The organism is Duganella margarita (assembly GCF_009857535.1).
Classification (GTDB): Bacteria; Pseudomonadota; Gammaproteobacteria; order Burkholderiales; family Burkholderiaceae_D; genus Rugamonas; species Rugamonas margarita.
Map to the genome: position 1 here is coordinate 363956 of NZ_WWCS01000006.1, position 11204 is coordinate 375159.

Below are 11204 nucleotides of genomic sequence, written 5' to 3' on the forward strand. Positions count from 1 at the left end.
CTTTCAGTCAAACTCAGAACGGCATCAATGGGCCGTTGAAGAAGCGCGACAGCCAACCCGGCTGCTGGGTTTCGGCCAGCGTGCCTTGCGCCGAATAGGCGATGCGGGCGTTGGCGATGCGTTGCGACGACACCTGGTTGTCGGCGTCGATATCGGCCGCGCGCAGGTAGCCGCGCAGGCGCACATATTCTTCGCCGTTGTTCAGGGTCAGGGTTTTTTCGCCGGAGATGCGCAGCAGGCCGTTCGGCAGCACTTCCTGCACGATCACGGTGATGGCGCCGGTCAGGGCATTTTGCTGGGTGCTGGTGGCGTCGCCGGCGAAGGTGTTGGAGGCGCCCAGGCCGACCGCGGCCTTGCCGAAGGTCTTGCCCAGCAGATTAGGCGCGTTGATATTGTCGGCCGACTGCTTGGAATAGCTGGTGCCGGCCTTCTTGCTGGCCTGGGTGGTTTCCAGCAGGTTGACGGTGACCACGTCGCCGACGCGGAAAGCGCGGCTGTCCGAGGTCAGCGACAGGCCGACATCGGTGCTGAACACGCCGCCCGAAACCCCGCGCGGACCGCTGTTGCGGGCCGCCGGCGGCGGTTCGTCGGACGGACCGGGCCGCACCGCCGGCGGCTGCAGCTGGGCGCAGCCGGCCAGGGCCAGCGTCGCCAGCAGCAGCGTGGAGCGCAGTGCGGTGGACATCAGCGTGCCGCCGCCGACAGGTACTGCAGCATATTGTCGGCCGCCGACAGCACCTTGGTGTTCATTTCGTAGGTGCGCTGGGCCGCGATCATGTCGACCATCTCTTCGACCACCTGGACGTTCGAGCCTTCCAGCGTGCCTTGCTTGATCTTGCCCCACTGCGCGGTGCCCGGCTGGCCTTCGGTCGGCGTGCCCGACGACGGCGTTTCGGCAAACAGGTTCTCGCCCAGGGCCAGCAGGCCGGTCGGGTTGATGAACGAGGTCAGCGTCAGCTGGCCCAGCGCCTGCGGCGTGACGTTGTCGGCGATCTTGGCCGACACGGTGCCGTCTTCGCCGATGGTCAGCGCGGTGGCGTTGGCCGGCACGGTGATCTGCGGAATCAGCGGCAGGCCGCTGGCGTTGACCAGGATGCCGTTGGCGTCAACCTGCAACTGGCCGGCGCGGGTGTAGGCGGTTTCACCGTTCGGCTGGCGCACCGACAGGAAGCCGTTGCCCATCACCGAGATGTCGAGGTCGCGGCTGGTGGTTTGCAGCACGCCCTGGGTGAACACCTTTTGGGTGCCGACCAGGTGCACGCCGTTACCCAGCTGCACGCCGGACGGCGCCAGCGTGTTGTTGTCGGCGCGCTGCGCGCCCGGCTGCGCTTCGACCGAGTAGAACAGGTCTTCGAACACCGCGCGGTCGCGCTTGAAGCCGACCGTGTTGGCATTGGCCAGATTATTGGCGATGGTTTGCAGCTTCATGTCCTGAGCTTGCACGCCGGTTTTGCTGATCCACATTGCTGGATTCATGATTTCTCCCTGGAGGTGTGTGGTTAGCTGCCGCTGATCAAGCGGTTGCCGGCTTGGGTCATCGAATCGGTTGACGTAAACAATTTCATCTGGATTTCAAACGTGCGGTTCAGGCTCATGGTGGCGACCATTTCTTCGACCGCCGACACGTTGCTGCCTTCCAGGTGGCCGGGACGCACCACCACGCTCGGGTCGGTGGCCAGCGGGGCGCCGTCGCGCGCCACCAGCAGGCCGGCTTCGTTCTTGGTCAGCTCCGAGCCTTCGGCCTTGACCAGGCGCAGCTTGTCGATGGTCTGCATGATGGTGGTGCCGGGCGCCTGGATCGAGATGGTGCCGTCGTTGCCGATGTCGATGCGGGTGTACTCCGGCAGCGTGATCGGGCCGCCTTCGCCCATCACCACATCGCCGTTGACGCGCAGCGTGCCGGTTTCATCCAGCACCATATTGCCGGCGCGGGTATAGGCTTCGCCGCCGCCGGCGGTCTGCACCGTCAGGAAGCCGGCGCCGGCCACCGCCACGTCGAGCTCGCGGCCGGTGCTCTTCATCGTGCCCGGCTTGGTCGACACGCTGTTGGCCTGCAACTGCGCCATGTGGCGGTCGTCGTAGCCGTAGCCGTTGACGGTTTGCGCCGTGGTCAGCTCCATATTGGCGCGGAAGCCGCCGGTATCGACGTTGGCCAGGTTGTTGGCGTGGACCTGTTGTCCGCGCAGGGCTCGTTCGGCCCCGCTCATGGCGGTGTAAATCAGCGCATCCATCGATTAGTCCTCAGATCGCCTGCATCAGCGATTGCAGCATGGTGCTCTCGGTCTGGATCACCTTGGAGTTGGCCTGGTAGTTGCGCTGCGAGGTCATCAGGCCGACCAGTTCCGAGGTGATGTCGACGTTCGACTGTTCCAGCGTGGCGACGTTCAGGGTGCCGTTGACGCCGACACCGGCGACGTCGGTATTGGCGACGCCGGAGGCGGTCGAGGCTTCCCAGCTGGTGTCGCTGACCTGGGTCAGGCCCTGTTCATTGGCGAAGGTGGCCAGCACCACGCGGCCGACGGTCTGGCTCTGGCCGTTGGTGTACTTGGCAATCACCGAACCGTCGGTGCCCAGCGAGACGCCGGAGAAGGCGCCGGCGCTGTAGCCGTCCACCGGGGCGTTGGAGGCGGTCGAGGTTTCGCCGGCGAAGTAGGTGGTGCCGGTGTAGTCGATGTCGATGGTGGCGTTCATGTTGGCGCCGCTGGTGAACTTCGGCCACAGGGTCGGGTCACCGCCCGGCACATCGCTCATGTCCAGCGAGGACACGGTCTTGCCGGTGGCAGCGTCGGCCGGGGTCAGCTGGCCGGTGGTGGTGTCGAACGCCAGCGCGGTGGTGGCGGCGATGCCGTTGCCGTCCACTGCATAGTTGACGGTGACGGCGCCGGTGCCGGTCAGGCTGAAGTACTGGGTCAGCACGTGCTTGGTGCCGAGGCTGTCGTACAGGTCGGTCGACTTGCTGGTGTTGTAGGTGGCCGGGTCAGGCGGCGTGGTCGGGGTCACGGTGCTTGGGTCGACGCCGGTCTTGATGGTCCAGTCGGCCGACAGGTTGCCGACATAGGTGGCCTTGGTGGTGATCTGCGCCGGGATCGATTTGTTCGGGATGGCCAGGTCGCCTTCGGCGCCCAGTTCGGTGCTTGGCGGCGTGATCGCCATGCCTTGCACGCGGCGGCCGGACGCATCCACCAGGTAGCCGTCCAGCGAGGTGTCGAAGATACCGACGCGGGTGTACTGCATGCTGTTGTTGGCGGTGCGGGTGACAAAGAAGCCGCGGCCGCTGATCGACGCGTCCAGGTTGTTGCCGGTGTTCAGGATGCCGCCCGACAGGCCGATGCTCTGCGTGGTCGAACCGACCTGCACGCCGTTCAGCTGGCTACCTGCCACCAGCGTGGCGAAGTTGGCGCGGTTCGACTTGTAACCGTAGGTGCCGGCATTGGCGATGTTGTGGCTGGTAACGTCCAGCGATTCGTTGATGGCCTGGATGCCGGACAGTGCGATATCGAAACTCATGGTGGACCTTCCTGAAGAATGGGCAGATTAAATGGTGGTGGCGGCTTTGCCGTTGAAGGCGGACAGCGTGTCGGAACCGGTATCGCCGACGTTCGAGACGTTCAGCTGCACGCTGCCGTTGGACAGCAGGCGCACATTGTTCAGGCGGCCCTGGATATTGATGGCCGGGGTTTCCTTGCTGCTGGTTTCCAGCGCGACCGAATAGCTGCCGGCCGGCAGGCCAAGGCTGGTCGGATTGATGCTGAAGTCGACGATGCCCGGCGCTTGCGTGCCCAGCGCCACTTCGTGCCGCACGCCGTCGGCGCCGGTCAGCACCAGCGTGGTGTTGCTGCTGGCCGAAGTCAGCGTGGCCTGGCCGGTGACCTTGGTGCTGCCGTCCAGCTTGACTGAGCCGGTGGTGATCATGACGTCGGAACCGACCTGGCCACCGAGCGCCATGACTTGCAGGCTCGACAGCGCGCTGGCGCTGGCCGACGTGATGCTGGCCATGTTCTGCAGCGATTCGGTCTGCGACAGCTGGGTCAGCTGCTGGACGAATTGCGCCGGATCGGTCGGCGACAGCGGGTCCTGGTTCTGGATCTGCGCCACCAGCAGCTTGGTGAACATATCCGAGGTTTCACTGGCGGTGTTACCGGTGATGCTGGTGCCGGTGGTGGCGCCGGTGCTGCTGTTGTTATTGAGGAGACTGACGGTCATGACTTAGCCTTCACCGAGTTTAAGGAGGGATTGCTGCATCGTGCGGATGCGGCCGAGCACTTCAACATTGGTCTCAAAGGCGCGCGAGGCCGACATCATGTCGGTCATCTCGGCCACCTGGTTGACGTTGGGGTAGAACACCATGCCGTCGCCGTTGGCCATCGGATTGCCCGGCTCATAGACCTGGCGCAGCGGCTCGGCCGACTGCACCACGTCCAGCACCTGCACTTTGCCGCCGGCGCTGGCCATGCCGTCCGGGCTGTCTCCCATGACGGCGGCGAACACCGGCTTGCGCGCGCGGTAGGTGTCGGCTTCGGTGCCGGCCACGGAATCGGCGTTGGCCAGGTTGCTGGCGATGGTGTTGAGTCGCACGGTCTGGGCCGCCATGGCCGACCCGGCAATCTCGGAAATATTCTTGAACGACATCTGCTACTCCTGTGACGGCCGGTCTTATTGGCCGCTGATGGCCTTGGCCAGACCCTTGAAGCGCATATTGGCGAAGGTCAGGCTGGTCTGGAAATCGGTGGCGTTCTGCGAGAAGGCGGCTTGTTCGACGCCGATCTCGACGGTGTTGCCGTCGCGGGTCGGGTGGTAGGGCACGCGGTACAGGTTGGCGCTTTCGCCGCCATCGCCGATGTCGCCATTGCCTTCGGCCTGGACATTGGCCAGCGTGGCGCCGAAGTCCATGTCGCGGGCCTGGAAGCCCGGCGTGTTTTCATTGGCGATATTGGCCGCCAGGATGCGGGTGCGGTCGGCGCGCAAGGCCAGTGCATCGGCGTGGACGCCAGCCGCATCTTTGAAGTTAATGCCCATCTTCTTCCCCTGTGTGACGTTGCAGTAAAACGCATCGGCATGAGTACCAACTGCTACTTGCCATGTAGAATGGCGGCCGGGCCCCTGGTGGGCGACCGCTTCCGGCATCATAGTAGAGGTATTGCTCATGTTCAACAAACCTATTGTAACTGTTTCGGCTCGCGTGTTGCTGGTTTGCATTTCATTTTCTTTGATTCCGGTCGCCTTAAGCGCAGTCCCGGCCGACCAGGTGCCGACCCTGGTGGAAAAAGCCGCGCACGACCATGTCGCGCGCTGGACCGCCTCGAGCGGCCTGGTTGAACCGCAATTCAGCGTCACCGTCGTGCCCGGTTCGCGGCCGTTGGCGGCCTGTTCCCAAGGCGTCACGGTGCAGGGCGCCGATACGCGGCAGCCGGCGCGCATGCGTTTCATCGCCGTCTGCGCCGGCGCCGGCGGCTGGCGATACGAGTTCGTGGTGCGCGCGCAGATCAGCGCGCGCATTGCCGTCATGGCAAATGACTTAGCGATTGGTAAAGTTCTGGCAGACGAAGATGTGTTGCTGGAGCGCCACGAAATCGGCGCGCTGACCGATGTCATCAGCGATCCGCAGGAGGTGGTGGGCATGAGCGGCAAGCGCGCGCTGCGGGCCGGCGAGGTGGTGCGCAAGACCTTGCTGATGGCGCCGACGGTGGTCAAGCGCGGCGACCCGGTGCGGATTGTCGCGCGCCGCGAGGAAATCGAGGTCAGCATGGCGGGCGAAGCGCTGGACGCCGGTGCCCGCGGCGACACGGTGCGGGTGCGCAACGCCAATGGCACGGTGATACGCGCCAGGGTAACCGGCGCCGCCACGGTGGAACCCATGTCGATGCCGGTCACGGCTAATTCTCCGTCGGAGTAGGACTGAGTTTGCCGCCGCGCTGCAATTGGGTGGCCACCTTGCTCAGCTTGTCTGCGTAGTTGGGATCGGTGGCATAGCCGGCCTTGGCCAGTCCGCTGGCGAAGGCGCGCGCATCGCTGCCGGTGTTGAGGGCGGCCGCGTAGCGCGGATTGCTGGTCAGCAGATCGGCATAGTCGCGGAAGGCGCTGCGGGTGTCCGGATAGCTGCGGAAGCGCTCGGTCTTCTTCAGCATGGCGCCATGTTCGAATTCGGTGGTGCTGGCGACGGCGACGTCACCTTGCCAGCTGCTGCCGGCCTTGATGCCGAACAGGTTGTTGGCGTTGGCGGCGCCGTTCTTCAGCGGCTGCTTGCCCCAGCCCGATTCCAGCGCCGCATGGGCGGCCACCAGTTCCGGCGCCACGCCCAGTTTGTCGGCGGTTTCCTTGGCCCACGGCTGGATCGCGGCCAGGAACTGCTGCTGGCTGTCGCTGTCGGCGCCGTTCTCTTCATCGATGACGCCGCTGGCGCGGTTGCGCAGCGCCATCGCTTGCAGGCTCATGGCCTGGGACGGCGCCATATCGCTGGCAAAGCCGCCGTCGCCCTTGGCGATGTAGGTGGCGACGTCGGTCTGGACCTGCTGAAAGGCGCTGCTGAAACTGCCCGCAGACGCAACACCGCCAGTGGCCGCGGTGGGGCGGCTGGCGGTCATGTTGGAAACGGTGGCGGCAGTGGGGGCGGTGGCTTGCATTCCGCTAAGCTGGCGCATAAATCTGCTCCTCGCCATGCAGCACGCGCTGCATGATGGTGTATTGCTCGGCCAGCAAATCGCCGTTGCGCTTGCTGAGACGCTTGCACTCGAGTACCGCCGTTTCCAGCGATGCCCAGTCCGCCTCCATTTTCTCCCGCGCCGTATTTTTCAGCAAGGCAAAAGCCTGAGCCATATTGCCAGTTTCACCAACTAAACGTTGTACCAGCGCCACGCGATCGCTGCGCCGTTGCTGCATGGCGTCAACTAGCGTGCCGATAGCGTCGGCGGCGGCCTGCAGTTCGCTGGCCTTGTGGCGCAGCGCGGCGCGGAATTGGTCGTGCAACAGTTCCTGCAGTTGCGCATAGGCCTGCAGGTCGTCGGCGATGCCGGCCAGCAGGGCGCGCATGGCGTCCTGGCGGCTCATTGCGCTGACCGTCACTGTTCGCTCCCGTGGAAGCGCTGGATCAGCCCGGCCAGCTTGGCCGGGTCGAACGGCAGTTCGCCCTTGGCCAGCGCATCGCGCAGCATGTCGATTTTTTCCTGGTCCATTTCCGGCATGGCGCGCATCGCCTGCAGCGCCGGCTGCATGACCGACGATTGCAGCGGTGTTGCGGCCGGGGCGGGCGCCGGTGCCTCGGCGGCGTCGGCCGGGGCGCTGTCGGCGACGCGCTGGACGGCCAGGCCGTCCGGAGTCGGGGTCGAGATTCTCATGCGGTTGCCTCTTGTTGGCTTGGTTTCCATACGTCTGTCTTATTTGTTGCGTCGCGGATCACGCAACGGACTGTCGCCCTGGCCGGTGAGCTGGTTGCGCAGTTTCTGCAACACGGTCGCGTCCGGCAATGCGGTGTCGACATCGTGGATCAGGGCGCTGCTGTTGTCCGGCATGCCGAACATGGCGGCGATGGTCTTGGCCTGGGCGGTGGTCAGGATCAGCAATTCGATGCGGCGGTTGACGCCGGCGTCGACGCGCTTGGTGTCGAGCGGGGCGCGGTCGGCCATGCCGACCACCTGCAGCACCGATTCCGGATTCATCGAGCCGGCCAGCAGCTGGGCGCGGGCCGACATGGCGCGGTTGGCCGACAAGGTCCAGTTGGAGAAAGCGGCATAGCTGGTGTCGGCGTATTGCAGCGAATCGGTGTGGCCGACGATCAGCATCTGGTTTTCCATCTGCTTGAACAGCGGGCCCATCTTGCGCAACAGCGCGCGGAACTTGTCGGTCGGCACGGCGCTGCCGCGCACGAACATGCCCTGGCGGTCGGTGTCGTGCATCATCACGCGCAGGCCGTAGGGCGTGATCACCGCTTCCAGGTTGGAGGTCAGGCCGTAGTCGGCGCTCATCTTGGTCAGCGCCTTGGACAGCGCGGCCAGATCGTCCGGGCTGTCATAGCGGACCTTGGACGACGGTTCGGAAGGGGTGTCGGTCTGCTCGGCCTGGGCTTTCTTGGTGCCCTCGGTTTCGGTGCTGCCGAAGTGCGGCATCGGGAAACGGTCGATCAGGCTGCCGCGCGGGCCACCCACCTGCTCGGGCATCACGCCCTTGCCCTGGTCGGTCTTGGCGCCGTCGGCCTCGGTCAGGATCTGTTGCAGCGATTCGGTATTGCGCGCCGCCATCAGCCACAGCACCAGGAACAAACACATCAGCGCGAGACAGAAGTCGGCGAACGCTACTTTCCAGGCGCCGCCGTGGTCCTCGTGCTTGTGCTTGCCGCCACCGCGCTTGACGATGGTCTGGTCATGCGCTTTATCATGCGGCTTTAGCACCACGTCCTCCGCGACCAGAATTGTCGGACGAACCGCTGTCGCGGCCTTCCAGATCGTTGATCCAGCGTTCCAGCTGGGCGAAGCTCGGCTTGATGTTGAGCTGCACCAGGCGGCGGCCGGCGTCGATCGCCAGCAGCGGCGGTTTGCCGGCCACGTGGGTCACCAGCACCACCTTGACGGTTTCCTTGTTGGCCGCTTCCGAGTTGACCAGCTGTTTGAGCATATTGCACAGCGGGTCGATCAGGCCGTAGCACAGGAAAATACCGATGAAGGTGCCGACCATCGCCGCGCCGACGTGCTCGGCGATCTCGCCCGAGGTCGCGCCTTCGCTCACCGTGTTCATGGTGATCACGATGCCCAGCACCGCCGCCAGAATGCCGAAGCCCGGCATCGCTTCGCCGATCTTGTTGAGCGACTTGGCCGGCTGTTCCTGCTCGGTGTGGATGGCTTCCAGTTCCTGGTCCAGCACGCCTTCGAGTTCGTGCGCGTTGATCTTGCCCATCGCCATCAGACGGAAGTTGTCGACAATGAAGGCCAGCAGTTTCGGTTCTTCCAGGATGCGCGGATAGCGCTGGAACAGCGGGCTGTCCTTGGGCGCCTCGACGTGGGCGTCGAGCGCCTTCAGGCCGCCGGCGGCCAGTTGCAGCAGCTCGTACATCAGCAGCAGCAACTGGCGCTGGAATTCCGAGTCGTACTTCTTCTTCATGATCTTCTTGATCTGGGTCATCAGCTCCTTCAGCACGTGGGTCGGGTTACCGATCACCAGCGCGCCGATGCCCGAGCCGGCAATCACGATCAGCTCGATCGGTTGCCAGATCTGATGGAATGCTCCGCCCATCATGAAGAAGCCGCCGAAGACGCTGCCTAAAACGATGAGAATGCCGACTATTTGCTGCATGATGATTCGCCTTTCCGCGTCATTTTTCTAATCCCTGCTGCGCCGCGTCCGATGGGTATCAGGCGCTTTGCAGAACTGCTTTCATTTTGTTCAGCGCCGCCTTGTTCAGCTGACAGACGCGGGCGTCGGTCAGGTCCAGCACGGCGGCGATTTCCTTGTAGCTCAATTCGAACTCGTAATACATTTGCACCACCCGCTGTTCGCGCTCGTCGAGGCCGCGCAGCGCCTGCTCCAGGCTGCGGCGCACCACCAGCTGGTCTTCCGGGCTGGGCGCGCTGTCGTTGCTCAGGCTTTCGTGCAAGATATCGTCGAAGCTGGCGATCAGCTCGGCGTTCTCATCCAGCAGATAAGCCTGGTAGGCGTCCGCCGTCAGGTTCAGGCCGCTCATGATCTCCTGCTCGCTGGGTTCATGGCCCAGCTTGCGGGTGAGGGCGCGCACGGCGTCGCGCAATTTGTGGCTTTGCTGGCGCACCGCGCGCGGGCGCCAGTCCTGGCGGCGCAGCTCATCGAGGATGGCGCCGCGGATGCGCAGGCTGGCATAGCTGCCGAAGGCGCCGTCCGGCTCGCCGTAACGGCGCAGTGCTTCCAGCAGACCCATCAGGCCGATCTGCTCCATGTCGTCGCGGTCGATGGCGCCGGCGATCTGCGAATTGAGCTGGCGCACGATGCGCTTGACCAAGGGCGCATACGCCATCAGATGCTTTTGCTCGTCGGCCACGCTGTGCGTCAGCGGCGCGGCGCCGTGCTCGCCGTAACTCTCGGCATAAGTATCTGCAAATTCTTCCACGTATCCCATGCCCGCTCCACTGGTGTTCATGCTGCTGCGGCTTACTCGACGATGAGTTTGCCAATCATGACTTCGTCAAAGGGCTTCTCGCGGCCTTCTTCCTCGAACTCGTGGTCGAAGGCCTTGTTCAGTTCTGCGGCAAACTGGTCGATGGTCATCACGCGCGCGGTCGCCATCGGCAGGTTGGACAGGGTTTTCACGGCGACGCTGCGCAGCATCGGCAGGGTTTCCTTGGCTTCCTTCTCGCGTTTGGCGCTGGTGGAGACCACCAGATCGGCCGACAGATAGTGCGTCACGGTTTCGTCCGGCTGGTGCTTCAGCATCACCACCACCTTGTCGACGGTCAGATACTTGGGCGGCTCGCCGGGTTTCTTTTCTTCCTTCTTGGCCGGCTTCTTCTTGGCATCCTTGCCATCCGCCGCCGCCGTTTCCTCACCGCCTTTGGACATATACCAGACCGCGCCGCCGGCGACTGCGCCGCCCACGACCACAGCCAGGACGACAGCGATGATGACTTTCATGTTCTTCATTGTGCTGATTACTCCCCGGTCATGGCAAAGGTGGCGGTGCTGTCATCTTCGGACAGGGCGCGGCCCGGCGTGCGGCCGGATTCGTCACGCTGCTGGCCGTTGCGCCCGCCCTGGCCGCCCTGGTCGGTCTGCGACTGGGCCCGCGACGACGACACGGTGACGGCGACATCGGTGAACTGCTTGGTCGACAGATCCTGGCGCACGCTGTCGCCGATGGTGTTGAGCTGGCGCACCACTTCGCTGTTGCTGGCGGTCAGGTTGACCTGCAGCGCACCGGCGCTGTGACGGATCGAGATCTCGATGCTCCCCATGTTCGGCGGTTCCAGGCGGATCACGGCGTGGTCGTTATTGCGTTGCAGCTGCAATTGCAGACGGTCGCCGAGCGCGTCGCGCAGCGGCTGCTGCCATTGTTCCGGCGAACCGGCCAGGGTCACGCTGCTGCTGGCCGGGGTGCCGGCCGGGGCCGCGCCCTGGCTGACGTTCAGGTTGTTGACCGAGGTGGTGGCGCCGGTCAGGCTGCGGTTGCCATCGTCGGCGCCGGCCGTGCTGGCGGCGGCGCTGCTGGCGGCCGCGGCGGCATAGCTGAGGTTGCTGTCGGCGGCGCGCGG

The 11204-nt window shown here is 64.7% G+C and carries 16 protein-coding genes; 1 reads left to right on the forward strand and 15 read right to left on the reverse strand.

The genetic code is table 11. The features are described from left to right. Positions 1 to 13 precede the first annotated feature (13 nt). From flgH to flgB, 7 genes are read right to left on the reverse strand one after another with little or no spacing between them, the layout of a single operon-like run. The gene (flgH, locus tag GTP55_RS12475; protein ID WP_161045236.1) at positions 14 to 685 is read right to left on the reverse strand and encodes a flagellar basal body L-ring protein FlgH; all 672 of its coding nucleotides are present in this window, start codon (positions 683 to 685) and stop codon (positions 14 to 16) included. After that, entirely contained in the window at positions 685 to 1476 is a 792-nt protein-coding gene (gene flgG / locus GTP55_RS12480; protein WP_169114474.1) for a flagellar basal-body rod protein FlgG, read from the reverse strand. Before flgG ends, flgH begins: the two co-directional genes overlap by 1 nt. 23 nt (positions 1477 to 1499) lie before the next feature. Next, positions 1500 to 2231, reverse strand: coding sequence for a flagellar basal body rod protein FlgF (locus GTP55_RS12485; RefSeq protein ID WP_161045237.1), 732 nt, complete (start codon positions 2229 to 2231; stop codon positions 1500 to 1502). 10 nt (positions 2232 to 2241) lie between these two features. Then, positions 2242 to 3507: a flagellar hook protein FlgE gene (locus GTP55_RS12490; protein WP_161045238.1), complete on the reverse strand. Its 1266-nt coding sequence runs from the start codon at positions 3505 to 3507 to the stop codon at positions 2242 to 2244. 27 nt (positions 3508 to 3534) lie between these two features. Beyond that, a complete protein-coding gene (locus GTP55_RS12495; RefSeq protein ID WP_161045239.1) occupies positions 3535 to 4203 on the reverse strand; it encodes a flagellar hook capping FlgD N-terminal domain-containing protein in 669 nt (222 codons plus the stop codon). A 3-nt stretch (positions 4204 to 4206) separates the two neighbouring features. After that, on the reverse strand, positions 4207 to 4629 hold the full coding sequence (gene flgC, locus GTP55_RS12500; protein ID WP_161045240.1) for a flagellar basal body rod protein FlgC: 423 nt from the start codon (positions 4627 to 4629) through the stop codon (positions 4207 to 4209). A gap of 24 nt (positions 4630 to 4653) precedes the next feature. Continuing rightward, a complete protein-coding gene (gene flgB / locus GTP55_RS12505) occupies positions 4654 to 5016 on the reverse strand; it encodes a flagellar basal body rod protein FlgB (protein WP_161045241.1) in 363 nt (120 codons plus the stop codon). A 190-nt stretch (positions 5017 to 5206) separates the two neighbouring features. Here flgB and flgA point away from each other — a divergent pair, with 190 nt between their 5' ends. Beyond that, positions 5207 to 5893 carry a flagellar basal body P-ring formation chaperone FlgA gene (flgA, locus tag GTP55_RS12510; RefSeq protein ID WP_229257891.1) on the forward strand — a complete coding sequence of 229 codons (687 nt, stop codon included), beginning with the start codon at positions 5207 to 5209 and terminating at the stop codon, positions 5891 to 5893. On the opposite strand, the gene GTP55_RS12515 is transcribed toward flgA, so the two are convergent. The 8 genes from GTP55_RS12515 to GTP55_RS12550 all read right to left on the reverse strand — a co-directional run. Then, positions 5874 to 6638 (reverse strand): glucosaminidase domain-containing protein, encoded by a 765-nt coding sequence (locus GTP55_RS12515; RefSeq protein ID WP_161045243.1) that lies wholly within the window; start codon positions 6636 to 6638, stop codon positions 5874 to 5876. The two genes, flgA and GTP55_RS12515, sit on opposite strands and share 20 nt — an antisense overlap. Continuing rightward, complete coding sequence (gene flgN, locus GTP55_RS12520) at positions 6625 to 7059, reverse strand: flagellar export chaperone FlgN (protein ID WP_371868342.1); 435 nt, start codon at positions 7057 to 7059, stop codon at positions 6625 to 6627. The genes GTP55_RS12515 and flgN overlap by 14 nt, the downstream gene beginning before the upstream one ends. Then, positions 7056 to 7331, reverse strand: a complete 276-nt coding sequence (flgM, locus tag GTP55_RS12525) for a flagellar biosynthesis anti-sigma factor FlgM (protein ID WP_161045244.1) — start codon at positions 7329 to 7331, stop codon at positions 7056 to 7058. The genes flgN and flgM overlap by 4 nt, the downstream gene beginning before the upstream one ends. 39 nt (positions 7332 to 7370) lie before the next feature. Then, positions 7371 to 8381 carry a flagellar motor protein MotB gene (locus GTP55_RS12530; RefSeq protein WP_161045245.1) on the reverse strand — a complete coding sequence of 337 codons (1011 nt, stop codon included), beginning with the start codon at positions 8379 to 8381 and terminating at the stop codon, positions 7371 to 7373. Next, positions 8365 to 9279: a flagellar motor stator protein MotA gene (gene motA, locus GTP55_RS12535; RefSeq protein WP_161045246.1), complete on the reverse strand. Its 915-nt coding sequence runs from the start codon at positions 9277 to 9279 to the stop codon at positions 8365 to 8367. Before motA ends, GTP55_RS12530 begins: the two co-directional genes overlap by 17 nt. Positions 9280 to 9337: 58 nt before the next feature. Then, positions 9338 to 10075: a FliA/WhiG family RNA polymerase sigma factor gene (locus GTP55_RS12540; protein ID WP_161045282.1), complete on the reverse strand. Its 738-nt coding sequence runs from the start codon at positions 10073 to 10075 to the stop codon at positions 9338 to 9340. A gap of 32 nt (positions 10076 to 10107) precedes the next feature. Beyond that, complete coding sequence (locus GTP55_RS12545) at positions 10108 to 10587, reverse strand: flagellar basal body-associated FliL family protein (RefSeq protein ID WP_229257892.1); 480 nt, start codon at positions 10585 to 10587, stop codon at positions 10108 to 10110. A 17-nt stretch (positions 10588 to 10604) separates the two neighbouring features. Then, a partial coding sequence (locus tag GTP55_RS12550) for a flagellar hook-length control protein FliK (protein WP_161045248.1) occupies positions 10605 to 11204 on the reverse strand: 600 nt, incomplete at its 5' end.